The sequence below is a fragment of the Klebsiella sp. M5al genome (genome assembly GCF_002090195.1).
Lineage (GTDB): Bacteria > Pseudomonadota > Gammaproteobacteria > Enterobacterales > Enterobacteriaceae > Klebsiella > Klebsiella grimontii.
In genome coordinates, this window is sequence record NZ_CP020657.1 from 1,718,507 (window position 1) to 1,732,327 (window position 13,821).

Sequence of the window (13,821 nt, forward strand, 5' to 3'; positions counted from 1 at the left end):
AAATGACTCCTGGAAAAAAAAGGGTAGCAGCGCTACCCTCGAAGATTGTTGCTCAGCCTGTTTCGGTATTCGCGGCCGCTGGGGAACGACCAGCCGCCGTATAGTCTGTCCGCGCCGTGGCAACAATCGGGAGGGCAGGATTCCCCGCCCTTTGTTTTTTTAATTAGTTAAGAGCTTTGTCGTTAGGTGATTTGAACAGCGCTTTCATTTCGTCAGAGAGTTCAAAGTTCATATTCAGATTCTTTGGCGGAATAGGATTTTTAAACCACTTATCGAACCATTTTTCGGCTTCACCGGAAGTCTGAACATGGGCAACCGTGTCGTCCACCAGCGTTTTGAACTGCGGATCGTCTTTGCGCAGCATGCAGCCATAGGCTTCCTGAGACTGAGCGGTACCGACAATCTCCCAGTTATCCGGTTTCTTCGCTTTCGCACGTTCACCCGCCAGCAGAGCGTCATCCATCATAAAGGCCACCGCGCGACCGCTTTCCAGAGTACGGAAGGAGTCACCGTGATCTTTTGCGCTGATAATGCGCATATTCATTTTTTTCTCGTCGTTCAGCTTGTGCAGCAGAATTTCCGAGGTGGTGCCGGAGGTGACGACGACGGCTTTATCCTTCAGATCCGGGAAATCTTTAATCGCGCCGCCTTTTTTCACCAGCAGACGGGTACCGACAACGAAAATGGTGTCGGAGAACGCTGCCTGTTTTTGACGTTCAAGGTTGTTGGTGGTGGAACCGCATTCGAAATCATAAGTGCCGTTTTGCAGCAGCGGAATACGGTTTTGTGAGGTGACCGGGATCAGTTTGATCTGCAGATCCGGTTTGTTCAGCTTCTTCTTAATGGCATCAACGATCGCGTTCGAGTAGTCCTGAGAGTAGCCGACGACCTGCTGTTTGTTGTCATAGTAAGAGAACGGAACGGATGATTCACGGTGACCGACGACGATAACGCCGTTTTTGGCAATTTTATCCAGAGTGCTCTGGCCAGCGGTGGATGCCGCATCTTCTGCATGCGCCGCACCGGCGGTCAGTCCCATGACCAGCATTGCTGCGGCCAGTTTACGTAATTGCATATCCGACTCCTTATCCTCAGCGCCATCAGACGCTATTGATACCCATTGTGAATGTGTGTGCTTTTTATTGCTGCCGTCTTTGCGTGCAGCATTTGTATGTGTTTGTTAGCATTTAGTTTGGCTTAATGTAAAGATTTTGCTCTTATATTGTTGATTTTTGCGAAGCGCACCGCACCATTTAAAGGCAAAAATCCCCCATTGCACCAAAATAGCGCAGCATGGCGATCGGTGGTGGTGCAACCAGGTTGTACCCTCAAGGATCGCGCTGCTACATCAATTTATTAAGCAATGGTCGTGCCAAAATGGACAAGAAGGAGAGGTGACCGCGGCGACGAATGCCGCCGCGGGAGAAGCAATTAGCGACGGCGCTGGCGCAGGCTCATCAGCAGCGCTGCAAAGCCAAACAGCGCGGTTAACGCCCACAGCGGCCAGTTTCCCGTACGCGCGTACGGCGTCAGCCCTGAAGTCGGGGTCACTTTGGTGGTCAATACGGCGCGGGTGAACTGCGGGATCATCTCCTGTATTTCACCGCGCGGGCCGATGACCGCGGTAATGCCGTTATTGGTACTGCGCAGCAGCGGACGGGCCAGTTCCAGCGCGCGCATCCGCGCCATCTGGAAGTGCTGCCACGGACCGATAGATTTGCCGAACCACGCGTCATTAGAGATGGTTAACAGAAAATCCGTATCCGGGCGGAAGTTATCCCGCACCTGCTCGCCAAGAATGATCTCATAGCATATAGCCGCCGTCAGACGCATATTATGCGCAACCAGCTGCGGCTGCACGTAAGGCCCGCGGCTGAAAGAGGACATCGGCAGATCGAAGAACGGCGCCAGCGGACGCAGAATTGATTCCAGCGGCACAAACTCACCGAACGGCACCAGATGGTTCTTGTTGTAGCGATTCTTTGAGTCGTAGCTGTATGGGTTATCTTTGCCCAGCGTAATAATGGTGTTGTACGTATCGTAGCGATTCTGCGCGTTCAGGCGCGCGTCGACGATACCGGTAATCAGCGCGCTGTTTTTCGACCGCATCAGATCGTCCATCATGCTCAGGAAACGCTGCTGATTGATTTCCAGATCGGGAATTGCGGACTCCGGCCAGACGATCAGCTGCGATTTACCCATGTGCGGTTGGGTGAGATCCAGATAGGTTTTCAGGGTGTTGAGCAGCTGATTCTGGTCCCATTTCATCGCCTGGGGGATATCGCCCTGTACCAGCGAAACCGTGGTTGCGCGTTCCGGCAGCGGTTGATACCACTGAATATAGCGAAGCGGGAAGGGCAGGGCGAACAACACGACGGCGGCGATCAGCGGCTTCCAGCTACGCTGCGCGATAGCGAGTACCAGCAGGCCGCTGACGAGCATCAGCAGGAAGTTAATCGCCTCAACGCCCATCACGGGCGCCAGGCCTTTAAGCGGGCCGTCGATTTGACTGTAGCCGAACTGTAGCCACGGGAAGCCGGTGAGCACCCAGCCGCGCAGAAATTCGCTGATTTGCCAGACCACCGGCGCGGCGATGGTCACGCGTATCCAGCTGGTTTTTGGCCACAGGCGCGAAAGAATACCGGCGAATAACCCGGTATAAAGGGAGAGATACGCGGCCAGCAGAATCACCAGGAAAACGTTAACCGGACCGGGCATGCCGCCGAACTGCGCGATACTCACGTAAACCCAGTTAATACCCGAGCCGAATAGCCCGAGTCCCCAGAAATAGCCAATCGCGGCGCTTTGTAAAGGACGGCGGTTGAGCGTTAAACCCTGCAGGCCAATTAGCGAAATAATCGCCGCCGGCCAGAAGTCATAAGGTGAAAAAGCCAGCGTTCCGCTGGCTCCGAATAACAGCGCCAGCAGCAGGCGTACGCGCTGGCGTTCAATAAGAGAGGCAAATACCATTTAGGTTAATCGTCCCGTTGGATTAGTCTTCCAGCTTCGGCTGCGGGGCATCATCAGGAAGCTTTACATGTACCTGAATAATACGTCGGCTGTCAGCCATTGCGACCTTGAATTGGTAACCATCAATGTCGATAGACTCGCCGCGGGCAGGCAGATGACCAAACGCCTGCATCACCAGACCGCCGATGGTGTCGACCTCTTCATCGCTGAAGTGGGTGCCGTACGCTTCGTTGAAGTCTTCGATTGAAGCCAGCGCGCGCACCGTCCACGTATGGCGGCTTAGCTGACGAAAGTCGATATCTTCTTCTTCGTCGTATTCGTCTTCGATTTCACCGACGATCAGCTCAAGGATGTCTTCAATGGTCACCAGACCCGAGACGCCGCCAAACTCATCGATAACGATAGCCATATGATAACGCTGGGAGCGGAACTCCTTCAGCATGCGGTCAACCCGCTTGCTTTCAGGCACGACAACCGCCGGGCGCAACACTTTTTCCATGCTGAAGGCTTCGGCATCGCTGCGCATAAACGGCAGCAGATCTTTGGCCATCAGAATCCCTTCAATGTGATCTTTATCTTCGCTGATCACCGGGAAACGCGAGTGGGCGGATTCGATGATCACATCGAGGCACTCGTCCAGCGTCTGGTTGCGTTTCAGGGTAATCATCTGCGAGCGGGGGATCATGATGTCGCGGACGCGCTGGTCGGCGATATCCATTACCCCTTCGAGCATATCGCGCGTATCTTCGTCGATAAGGTCGTTTTGCCCGGAATCACGGATCAGCGCCAGCAGTTCGTCACGATTTTTGGGTTCACCGTGAAAGAGCTGGCTGAGTAACAGGGAGAAGAATCCCTTTTTGCTGTTTACTGTGTCGCTACTGTGTGAATTGTCGTCGCTCATGGCGTCGTATGGGTTCTCATGTTGATTAAATAGTCGCTCGTCACGCGTATACTCAGCGCCCGGCATAGCGGCCAGTCGCCGGCAAAGCCGGCAACGGGTTATTCCTTCTCGGCAATGTACGGATCCTCATAGCCCAGAGCAAGCATTATCTCTGTTTCGAGGGATTCCATCTCTTCCGCTTCTTCGTCGATGATGTGGTCATAGCCCAAAAGATGCAGGCTACCGTGGACCACCATATGCGCCCAGTGCGCTTCCAGCGGTTTGCCTTGCTCTTTCGCTTCCTGTTCAACCACCTGACGGCAGATAACCAGGTCGCCAAGCAGCGGCATTTCGATGCCCAGCGGGGCTTCGAACGGGAAAGAGAGCACGTTAGTCGGTTTATCCTTCCCGCGATAGGTCAGGTTCAGCTCGTGGCTTTCCGCTTCATCAACCAGACGAATCGTCAGCTCCGACTCCTCCTGAAACTGCGGGATAACGCTATCGACCCAGCGCTGAAACAGGGCTTCATCCGGCATTCCGCCGTTATCTTCGCAAGCCAGCTGTAAATCGAGAATGACCTGACTCATTTATGCTCCTGTTCCTGGGCTTCGCGTTTGCGCTCGGCGGCCAGCTCTGCTTTACGTTTCTGGTCTGCTTCTTCCCAGGCTTCATAGGCGTTAACGATACGGGCAACCACCGGATGGCGCACGACGTCTTCGCTGTGGAAGAAGTTGAAGCTAATCTCATCGACTTCTGCCAGCACTTCAATTGCGTGGCGCAGGCCCGATTTGGTGCTGCGCGGCAGGTCAATCTGCGTGACGTCGCCAGTGATAACCGCTTTAGAGTTAAAGCCGATACGGGTCAGGAACATTTTCATCTGTTCAATGGTGGTGTTCTGGCTTTCGTCGAGAATGATAAACGCGTCGTTCAGCGTACGGCCGCGCATATAGGCCAGCGGCGCGACTTCAATCACGTTGCGTTCAATCAACTTTTCGACTTTTTCGAAGCCGAGCATTTCAAACAGCGCGTCGTACAGCGGTCGCAGGTACGGGTCCACTTTCTGGCTCAAATCGCCGGGCAGGAAGCCCAGTTTTTCGCCGGCCTCAACCGCCGGACGGGTCAGAAGAATACGGCGGATCTCCTGACGCTCCAGCGCGTCCACCGCGGCGGCGACCGCCAGGTAGGTCTTCCCGGTACCGGCGGGGCCGACGCCGAAGGTAATGTCGTGGTCGAGAATATTGGCGATGTACTGCGCCTGATTCGGCGTACGCGGCTTAATCACGCCACGTTTGGTTTTGATATTGATGGCCTTACCGTAGTCCGGCACGCTTTCGGCGCTTTGCTCAAGCACGCGGGCTTCTTTAATCGCCAGATGAATTTGTTCCGGTTCAATATCCTGAATCTCGCCGCGCATTGGCGCGGTGTCGACGTACAGACTGCGCAGGATATCCGCCGCAGCGGTGACGCAAATCGGTCGACCGGTCAGTTTAAAGTGGTTGTCACGACGGTTAATCTCGATGCCGAGACGGCGTTCCAGCTGTTTAATGTTGTCATCAAACGGGCCGCATAGGCTCAGCAGACGGGCGTTGTCTGCGGGCTCAAGGGTGATTTCGCGAGTGTCTGTGTTCAAACTGTTCCTCTTATGCATAGGTAGCCAGAAGATGGCCTGTCAGGAAATTATTCATGTCATCGGAATATGGCGCAAGCATCCCTGTAGATATTGGGTTGAGGAGAGGAAATACAAGGCCTGCCGGAGCGGCAGGCCTGAACGGATTATGGCTGGTAGATACCGACGCCCAAATCGTTTTCTTTACGGGTGCGGGCAATCACCGACTCCGGGGTTTCCGCGATGCGCAGACCCATTTCGTCCTCGGTGCGCACCACTTTACCGCGCAGGGAGTTTGTCCAGACGTCGGTGATTTCGACGTCGACAAACTTGCCGATCATCTCAGGCGAGCCTTCGAAGTTCACCACGCGGTTATTCTCGGTGCGGCCAGACAGCTCCATGATGCTCTTGCGTGAAGTGCCTTCCACCAGAATGCGCTGCACGGTGCCGAGCATACGCCGGCTCCAGGCCGTCGCCTGCTGGTTGATACGCTCCTGCAGAATATACAGACGCTGCTTCTTATCTTCTTCCGGTACGTCATCGACCATGTCGGCCGCCGGCGTTCCCGGACGCGCAGAGAAGATGAAGCTGTAGCTCATATCGAAATTCACATCGGCGATCAGTTTCATGGTCTGCTCGAAATCCTGCGTGGTTTCGCCAGGGAAGCCGACGATAAAGTCGGAGCTGATCTGAATATCCGGGCGCGCCGCGCGCAGTTTGCGGATAATCGCTTTATATTCCAGCGCCGTGTGGGTTCGGCCCATCAGGTTCAGCACGCGGTCAGAACCGCTCTGCACCGGCAGGTGCAGGAAGCTGACCAGCTCTGGCGTATCGCGGTAAACCTCGATGATATCGTCGGTGAACTCGATCGGATGGCTGGTGGTAAAGCGGATCCGATCGATACCGTCGATCGCCGCAACCAGACGCAGCAGATCGGCAAAGCTGCCGGTGGTGCCGTCGTAGTTTTCCCAGCGCCAGGCGTTCACGTTCTGCCCGAGCAGGTTGACTTCACGCACGCCCTGCGCCGCCAGTTGGGCGATTTCAAACAGGATATCGTCGCTTGGGCGGCTCACTTCCTCGCCGCGGGTGTAAGGCACCACGCAGTAGGTGCAGTACTTGTTGCAACCTTCCATGATGGAAACAAAGGCGCTTGGGCCTTCGGCGCGCGGTTCCGGCAGGCGGTCGAATTTTTCGATTTCCGGGAAGCTGATATCGACGACCGGGCTGCGGTTGCCTCGTACCGAGTTAATCATTTCCGGCAGACGGTGCAGGGTCTGCGGCCCAAAAATAATATCGACGTAATGGGCGCGTTGGCGAATATGGTCGCCTTCCTGAGAAGCCACGCAGCCGCCAACGCCGATGATCAGATTGGGATTCTTCTCTTTCAGCAGCTTCCAGCGTCCTAGCTGATGGAATACTTTTTCCTGAGCCTTCTCACGGATTGAGCAGGTATTGAGCAGCAGCACATCCGCTTCTTCCGCCACTTCAGTGAGTTGATACCCGTGGGTGGCATCCAGCAGATCGGCCATCTTTGATGAATCGTATTCGTTCATCTGACAGCCCCAGGTTTTAATATGGAGTTTTTTTGTCATCGACTTGCTCATGCTTAATTAGGTATACCCAAAGTCAGCGTCTTCACCGGATGTTGCTCTGCAATGTGAAGGGTGACGGATATAAAGCCAGGATTGCAGGGCGCGTATTGTAATGCTTTGACCGCGCCCTGACCAGTACGACCGTAATCACCACAAGCCGAATAAAAATCCGGTAAACTGAGGGGATTCGGGTTTAAGGATAATAGCCATGACAATTCATGCAACAGATGTCGTTATCGTCGGCGGCGGAATGGTTGGCGGCGCCCTGGCGCTTGGCCTGGCGCAGCAGGGCTTTACGGTGACGGTTATTGAAAAAAACGCGCCACCGGCTTTTGATGCTTCTTCACCACCTGACGTGCGTATTTCGGCAATCAGCGCCTCATCGGTAGGGCTGCTGAGAGGCCTCGGCGTCTGGGATAGCGTGCGGAAAATGCGCGCCCATGCCTACCGCCAGCTCGAGACCTGGGAGTGGGAAAGCGCCCACGTTGTCTTCAACGCTGCGGAGCTGAAGCTACCTGAACTGGGCTATATGGTGGAAAACAACGTCCTGCAGCTTGCCCTGTGGCAGGCGCTGGAAGCCCATGAGCGCATATCGCTGCGGGTGGGGATATCGCTCCAGGCGATGCGGCGCGAAGAAATGTACACGTCGTTAACGCTGACTGACGGCAGCCAGATCGATGCGCGTCTGGTGGTGGGCGCGGACGGCGCCAGTTCGCAGGTGCGGCAGCTGGCCGGAATCGGCATCCACGCGTGGCAGTATCAGCAATCCTGTATGTTGATAAGCGTACAGTGCGCGGGCGATCCCGGCGACAGTACCTGGCAGCAGTTCACCCCAGCGGGGCCGCGCGCGTTTTTACCGCTGTTTGACCATTGGGCTTCGCTGGTGTGGTACGACGCGCCGGCGCGGATCCGCCAGCTGCAGGGCATGAGCATGGCTCAGCTACAGCAGGAAATTACTCGTCACTTCCCGTCGCGGCTGGGAGAGGTTACGCCGCTGAGCGCGGGCGCCTTCCCGCTCACCCGCCGCCACGCATTGCAGTATGTGAAGCCGGGGCTAGCGCTGGTGGGCGATGCTGCGCACACCATTCATCCGCTGGCGGGGCAGGGGGTGAACCTCGGCTATCGCGATGTCGATGCGCTGCTTGATATTCTTGGCAGAGCAAAAGCGCACGGCGAGGAGTGGGCCAGCCTGCCGGTACTTAAGCGCTACCAGACGCGGCGTCAGGCGGACAACTTTATTATGCAGTCGGGAATGGATCTGTTTTACGCCGGATTCAGCAACGACCTGCCGCCGGTGCGTTTGCTGCGAAATTTAGGGCTGATGGCGGCCGAGCGCGCCGGCGGATTAAAGCGCCAGGCGTTGAAATATGCGTTAGGTTTGTAACGAGAAAGACCCCGGCTTGCAAAGGTGAGGTCGGGGTGCGGAACGGTGATGCGCATAGCGTAAACGCCAAAAAGCAAAAAGCCCGCCGAAGCGAGCTTTTTGCTTTTGTTGGCTGGGGTACGAGGATTCGAACCTCGGAATGCCGGAATCAGAATCCGGTGCCTTACCGCTTGGCGATACCCCAATTTTACGTTGACCATTTCGTACCGGGGTCAAACCGGTGGCTTAGCGCCTGGAAATACTCCAACGAGTGCGCGCACAGCGTGGGCGACTTTTAAAATTGGCTGGGGTACGAGGATTCGAACCTCGGAATGCTGGTATCAGAAACCAGAGCCTTACCGCTTGGCGATACCCCAACAATTCTTTTGGATTTATCGAACTGAATCAATAATTCCTTTGTATGGTGGCTACGACGGGATTCGAACCTGTGACCCCATCATTATGAGTGATGTGCTCTAACCAGCTGAGCTACGTAGCCAAAATCTTACTCTATTTTCGATGGCTGGGGTACCTGGATTCGAACCAGGGAATGCCGGTATCAAAAACCGGTGCCTTACCGCTTGGCGATACCCCAATACCGTCGCGGTGAACCGCAAACATCGAAAATATGGCTGGGGTACCTGGATTCGAACCAGGGAATGCCGGTATCAAAAACCGGTGCCTTACCGCTTGGCGATACCCCAACAAAAATCTTTTACTGCCAACGCGAAAGAGTAAATGGTGCGGGAGGCGAGACTTGAACTCGCACACCTTGCGGCGCCAGAACCTAAATCTGGTGCGTCTACCAATTTCGCCACTCCCGCAAAAAAGATGGTGGCTACGACGGGATTTGAACCTGTGACCCCATCATTATGAGTGATGTGCTCTAACCAGCTGAGCTACGTAGCCATCTTTTTGCGCGTTACCTTATCGGCGTTGCGGGGCGCATTATGCGTATTGAGCCTTGAAGCGTCAACCCCTTTTTCATCGAAAATGGGCTGAACGTAACTGTTTGGTTAGGTTGCGAACAGCGTGGCGCAATAATCGGCAATTATTGGTTATTTATCGTTTTTAACGGCTTAAATAAGGCACAAAACAAAAACGGACTCCGAAGAGTCCGTTTGGAAAACCGCGCCGGTTAGTAGGCCGACTGATGTACGCCAACCGCGCGTCCTGACGGATCGTTCATTTTTTTGAAAGATTCGTCCCACTCAATCGCTTTTGCTGAAGAGCATGCGACGGAAGGGCCGCCAGGAACGCATTCGGCCGCGCTTGGAACCGGGAACAGCTCTTCGAAGATCTCACGGTACAGATACGCTTCTTTCGATGATGGCGTGTTGTACGGGAAGCGGAAGCTGGCGGTTTCCAGCTGCTGATCGGAAATTTGTTCAGCGGCCACTTCTTTTAAAGTATCGATCCAGCTGTAACCGACGCCATCAGAGAACTGCTCTTTCTGGCGCCAGGCAACGCTTGCCGGCAGGTAAGATTCAAAACATTCACGCAGGACATGTTTTTCCATTTTACCGTTGCCGCACATTTTGTCCTGCGGGTTGATACGCATTGCCACATCGAGGAATTTCTTATCCAGGAACGGCACGCGCGCTTCAACGCCCCATGCGGACATCGCTTTGTTGGCGCGAGCGCAGTCAAACATATGTAGCGCCTGCAGCTTGCGTACGGTCTCTTCGTGCAGCTCTTTGGCGTTTGGCGCTTTATGGAAATAAAGGTAGCCGCCAAATACTTCGTCAGAACCTTCGCCAGACAGCACCATTTTGATGCCCATCGCTTTGATTTTGCGCGACATCAGGTACATCGGCGTTGACGCGCGAATCGTCGTCACGTCGTAGGTTTCGATGTGATAGATAACATCGCGAATCGCGTCCAGGCCTTCCTGCACCGTAAAGTGGATTTCGTGGTGCACGGTGCCCAGATGATTAGCCACTTCCTGCGCGGCTTTCAGATCGGGCGCGCCTTCCAGACCGACGGCGAAGGAGTGCAGCTGCGGCCACCAGGCTTCTGATTTTTCCTGATCTTCGACGCGGCGCGCGGCATATTTTTTGGTGATGGCGGAAATCACCGATGAATCCAGGCCGCCGGAGAGCAGGACGCCGTAAGGGACATCGGACATCAGGTGGCTTTTCACCGACTCTTCCAGCGCCTGACGCAGTTCGTTTTTGTCCGTGACGTTGTCTTTGACCGCGTCATAGTCGAACCAGTCGCGCTGATAGTACTCGCGGATTTCGCCATCTTTGCTCCACAGGTAGCTGCCTGCCGGGAACTCTTTAATCGTGCGGCATACCGGAACCAGCGCTTTCATTTCTGAGGCAACGTAGAAGTTGCCGTGTTCGTCGTGACCCATATACAGCGGGATGATGCCGATGTGGTCGCGACCAATCAGATACGCGTCTTTTTCGCTGTCGTAGAGAGCGAAAGCAAACATCCCCTGCAGATCGTCGAGGAAGTCCGGACCTTTTTCCTGATACAGCGCGAGGATAACTTCGCAGTCGGAACCGGTCTGGAACGCATAGCGGTCGCCGTATTCCGCGCGCAGCGCCTGGTGGTTGTAGATTTCACCGTTAACGGCGAGGGCGTGAGTTTTTGCAGCGTTGTACAGCGGCTGCGCGCCGGCGTTCACGTCGACGATTGACAGGCGTTCATGCGCCAGGATGGCTTTATCACAGGCATAGACGCCTGACCAGTCCGGACCGCGGTGGCGCATCAGGCGGGAAAGCTCCAGTGCCTTTTTACGCAGCTCACCCGCGTCAGTTTTAATATCCAGTACGCCAAAAATCGAACACATAGCCTTCTCCGTTACCCTGTCTTGTTTGATGTTGTGCAGGCTTCGTCTAATCGCGAAGCCTCAGTGCATGCTTTAGAAAATGCCGCAAAGGGGCGAAGGGCGCAAGGGGTTTACAGTCTTAAGAAGAAAAAATTCAATCACTACTACGGAATGCTAAAAATAACGCATGTTATGCGCTCTATTTTTGATGAAAATTCATTTTTACGGTCTTTTTTTTGATTTGATCTGTTTTTTTAGTAGATCTGTTTGATGAACTGCTTTGACATAAATCGCGACATATAAAGGAAACCCGGCGGAACGACGCCACCGGGCTAAGCTTCATAGCGCGTTAAAAATGGTAGTACAAACCGATACGCACTCGGTTTTCATCATCACCGTTACTGGCTTTGTCCAGCTGCGAGACATCTATATAGGGAGTAAAGCGATCATCAATCTTGTAACTTAACGCCAGAGTATGCTCGTAACTCTCCGTCGTGCCGTTACCATAGCGGAAATCCTTATCGCGCTTATGATAGGTAAAGTTGTACTCCATCCAGATCCTGTCTGTGACGTTCAGATCGGCCCACAGGTTTATCTCCTGATTGGAATCTTCAGTATAATTCCCGTAATTGTCATAGCTTTGATAATTATTCTGATTATAACGATAGCCACCAATCAGCATGAAGTTATCGGTGACCTGAACGCCAAGTTTAATATAGGGATCAAATGCGCTGCCATTAGAACCCCAATTAAAAACAAAACCCGGCCAGAAAAAGAGGCGTGAAGCCAACGGTATTTTATAATTCACTTCGGTTTCGTTATATCGGTTATTAAATTCATCGAGGTGTTTTCCCTGGCCAGAAGTATTTTGAATGCTGAAGTAAAGGTTGTCATCCACTTTCATGCCGTATTCAATTTTAGTCTGGAATTGCTCGCTACCAGACATATAGGCTTCGCGGAAGTTAACCCATGAGTCAGTGATTTTCATTGCCGACGCACTACTGCTCACAAACGCCAAGCCGACTGCTGTGCATAAAAAAGAGATTTTATTCATTAGATTTTATCCATGACTAATGTAAGATTTCATCTCCGATACGACCGAATTCGGATGCGAGTGTTTTTAAGTATTCTTTGCTGGCCAAAGTTTTTCGTGCTCAATTCCGGTTAAAGAGAACAACACGGATTTGACTTGTGGATCGGTATCAGCTAGTTGACCTCCATTTTTGAGTCGTGAGATTTCATCTTTAACAATTTGATGGTTTTCTTTTGATAATTTGAAGCGAAACGCGATAAGCGTGCTGACTAGCAGTAGTAATACATTACCCAAAAAGAACAGACCGGTAATACCGTGAACAGTCGTGAGTGATTGAGTCGTGCTTGAAGCATCAAAATGAACAAGTTGCAGTACGATACCGATTAACATGCCGGCCAGTGCGGAAGTGCTTTTTCTTGCCAACGTCATAATCCCGGCAAAAACCCCCTCGCGGCGCTTACGCGTGACTAATTCGTCGATATCAGGAATAAAGGGATAAATATTCCAGATGATATAGACGTAGCCGCCTTTGAAAAATTGATAGACCAGTGAGGTTGCGTACATCATGGGCAGCATTAGCAGCGGTTTCCACAGATAGAACCCGCCAAAGACGAAGAAACACATCAGGCTGACAATGAGGCATACCTTCAGGCATAGCGTCTGACCGTAGCGAATTACGGCCCATGCAAGCAGTGCGTTACTCCAGCCAGTCAGGAAGATGCCTACGGCCAACAGATTTGAAGCAAGAATTGCCGTGCCGCTTAGTGAATAGATAATAAAATAAATAAATACCGTATAAAAAAGATCTAATGAAGTGAAAGAAAGGACATACATAGTCAGATGCTGGCGAAAACAGCGAATCCGCAGTGTCGATGCCATCCCGGCAAATACGTCCTTCAGACTGAATCGACGGGGGCTTTCAACCTGGTCGCTGGTTTCTTGTTTTCGTTCCCACGTTGTTGACCAGGTCATTAACAGGGCAATCATGAAGATGATTGAGAAAATAACGCCGTTAATAAAGAAGACACGACTATCTGATGTACCGAAATGCGCAAATAATCTTCCGGGTAAAAAGGTCGCCAGCCAGGTGCTAAAACCACCATAAAATAGTCGCATTGCGGAAAGAATACTGCGCTGCTTATAATCATCGGTCATTTCAGAAGCTAGCGTTTCCCATGGAATAATGACCAGGGCGGCAATAATTTCAACGGAAACATAAACAACCATGTAATAAAAGTAGGGCATGCCAGGGATCCAAAGTAATGAATAGACATACACCAGCACCGCGCCCAGCAAAAGAAATATTCTTCGGCGACCGAATCGCTTTCCTAAACGAGTGTTGCCAATGTTATCGGTCAGATATCCGACACATGGGCTGACAACGGTATCAATTATCTTCGCAATAAATAAAATCGAACCCGCCTGAATCGGGGTTAAACCAGAAAAGTTGGTAAAAAAATACATTAACCAAGCGGCTATAATTGCAAATGCACCGCTGGAGAATAAATCGGTCATGCCATAACCGATATATGTTTTTAGCTTGATAGCTACAGGGTTGCTCATGGAATATCTCCCGAAAATGTTCGAGTATTATTTAT

At 52.8% G+C, this 13,821-nt stretch carries 10 protein-coding genes and 7 tRNA genes; 1 reads left to right on the forward strand and 16 read right to left on the reverse strand.

Translation table 11 applies throughout. The features are described from left to right. Positions 1–163: 163 nt before the first annotated feature. The 6 genes from BWI76_RS08110 to miaB form a co-directional block, all read right to left on the reverse strand. Entirely contained in the window at positions 164–1,075 is a 912-nt protein-coding gene (locus BWI76_RS08110; RefSeq protein WP_004134168.1) for an amino acid ABC transporter substrate-binding protein, read from the reverse strand. A gap of 356 nt (positions 1,076–1,431) precedes the next feature. Beyond that, complete coding sequence (gene lnt, locus BWI76_RS08115) at positions 1,432–2,970, reverse strand: apolipoprotein N-acyltransferase (RefSeq protein ID WP_004134166.1); 1,539 nt, start codon at positions 2,968–2,970, stop codon at positions 1,432–1,434. 22 nt (positions 2,971–2,992) lie between these two features. Next, positions 2,993–3,871, reverse strand: a complete 879-nt coding sequence (gene corC / locus BWI76_RS08120) for a CNNM family magnesium/cobalt transport protein CorC (protein WP_004130445.1) — start codon at positions 3,869–3,871, stop codon at positions 2,993–2,995. Positions 3,872–3,969: 98 nt separating this feature from the next. Beyond that, complete coding sequence (gene ybeY / locus BWI76_RS08125; RefSeq protein ID WP_049089698.1) at positions 3,970–4,437, reverse strand: rRNA maturation RNase YbeY; 468 nt, start codon at positions 4,435–4,437, stop codon at positions 3,970–3,972. Beyond that, positions 4,434–5,480: a PhoH family protein gene (locus tag BWI76_RS08130; protein WP_004134159.1), complete on the reverse strand. Its 1,047-nt coding sequence runs from the start codon at positions 5,478–5,480 to the stop codon at positions 4,434–4,436. Before BWI76_RS08130 ends, ybeY begins: the two co-directional genes overlap by 4 nt. A gap of 143 nt (positions 5,481–5,623) precedes the next feature. Next, positions 5,624–7,048: a tRNA (N6-isopentenyl adenosine(37)-C2)-methylthiotransferase MiaB gene (miaB, locus tag BWI76_RS08135; RefSeq protein ID WP_064371446.1), complete on the reverse strand. Its 1,425-nt coding sequence runs from the start codon at positions 7,046–7,048 to the stop codon at positions 5,624–5,626. 208 nt (positions 7,049–7,256) lie between these two features. Here miaB and ubiF point away from each other — a divergent pair, with 208 nt between their 5' ends. Further along, positions 7,257–8,432 (forward strand): 3-demethoxyubiquinol 3-hydroxylase, encoded by a 1,176-nt coding sequence (gene ubiF, locus BWI76_RS08140; RefSeq protein ID WP_049085345.1) that lies wholly within the window; start codon positions 7,257–7,259, stop codon positions 8,430–8,432. A 109-nt stretch (positions 8,433–8,541) separates the two neighbouring features. Here the strand turns inward: ubiF and BWI76_RS08145 are convergent. From BWI76_RS08145 to BWI76_RS08190, 10 genes are all read right to left on the reverse strand, one after another. Continuing rightward, positions 8,542–8,616, reverse strand: a tRNA-Gln gene (locus BWI76_RS08145). A gap of 97 nt (positions 8,617–8,713) precedes the next feature. Beyond that, positions 8,714–8,788, reverse strand: a tRNA-Gln gene (locus tag BWI76_RS08150). Between the two features lie 45 nt (positions 8,789–8,833). Beyond that, positions 8,834–8,910: transfer RNA gene (locus BWI76_RS08155), tRNA-Met, on the reverse strand. A 21-nt stretch (positions 8,911–8,931) separates the two neighbouring features. Further along, positions 8,932–9,006: transfer RNA gene (locus tag BWI76_RS08160), tRNA-Gln, on the reverse strand. 34 nt (positions 9,007–9,040) lie between these two features. Continuing rightward, positions 9,041–9,115, reverse strand: a tRNA-Gln gene (locus tag BWI76_RS08165). Positions 9,116–9,150: 35 nt separating this feature from the next. Beyond that, positions 9,151–9,235: transfer RNA gene (locus tag BWI76_RS08170), tRNA-Leu, on the reverse strand. Between the two features lie 8 nt (positions 9,236–9,243). Then, positions 9,244–9,320, reverse strand: a tRNA-Met gene (locus BWI76_RS08175). Between the two features lie 229 nt (positions 9,321–9,549). After that, a complete protein-coding gene (gene asnB, locus BWI76_RS08180; protein WP_004130452.1) occupies positions 9,550–11,211 on the reverse strand; it encodes an asparagine synthase B in 1,662 nt (553 codons plus the stop codon). A gap of 328 nt (positions 11,212–11,539) precedes the next feature. Further along, complete coding sequence (locus tag BWI76_RS08185; RefSeq protein ID WP_049088747.1) at positions 11,540–12,244, reverse strand: oligogalacturonate-specific porin KdgM family protein; 705 nt, start codon at positions 12,242–12,244, stop codon at positions 11,540–11,542. A gap of 66 nt (positions 12,245–12,310) precedes the next feature. Next, positions 12,311–13,786 carry an MFS transporter gene (locus BWI76_RS08190; protein ID WP_004134155.1) on the reverse strand — a complete coding sequence of 492 codons (1,476 nt, stop codon included), beginning with the start codon at positions 13,784–13,786 and terminating at the stop codon, positions 12,311–12,313. Positions 13,787–13,821: the final 35 nt, after the last annotated feature.

Bases quoted from the DNA above. Each gene is read 5' to 3' on its own strand.
- BWI76_RS08190 (WP_004134155.1), bottom strand. From the start codon at position 13,786: ATGAGCAACCCTGTAGCTATCAAGCTAAAAACATATATCGGTTATGGC.
- BWI76_RS08185 (WP_049088747.1), bottom strand. From the start codon at position 12,244: ATGAATAAAATCTCTTTTTTATGCACAGCAGTCGGCTTGGCGTTTGTG.
- ybeY (WP_049089698.1), bottom strand. From the start codon at position 4,437: ATGAGTCAGGTCATTCTCGATTTACAGCTGGCTTGCGAAGATAACGGC.
- BWI76_RS08110 (WP_004134168.1), bottom strand. From the start codon at position 1,075: ATGCAATTACGTAAACTGGCCGCAGCAATGCTGGTCATGGGACTGACC.
- lnt (WP_004134166.1), bottom strand. From the start codon at position 2,970: ATGGTATTTGCCTCTCTTATTGAACGCCAGCGCGTACGCCTGCTGCTG.
- corC (WP_004130445.1), bottom strand. From the start codon at position 3,871: ATGAGCGACGACAATTCACACAGTAGCGACACAGTAAACAGCAAAAAG.
- asnB (WP_004130452.1), bottom strand. From the start codon at position 11,211: ATGTGTTCGATTTTTGGCGTACTGGATATTAAAACTGACGCGGGTGAG.
- ubiF (WP_049085345.1), top strand. From the start codon at position 7,257: ATGACAATTCATGCAACAGATGTCGTTATCGTCGGCGGCGGAATGGTT.
- miaB (WP_064371446.1), bottom strand. From the start codon at position 7,048: ATGACAAAAAAACTCCATATTAAAACCTGGGGCTGTCAGATGAACGAA.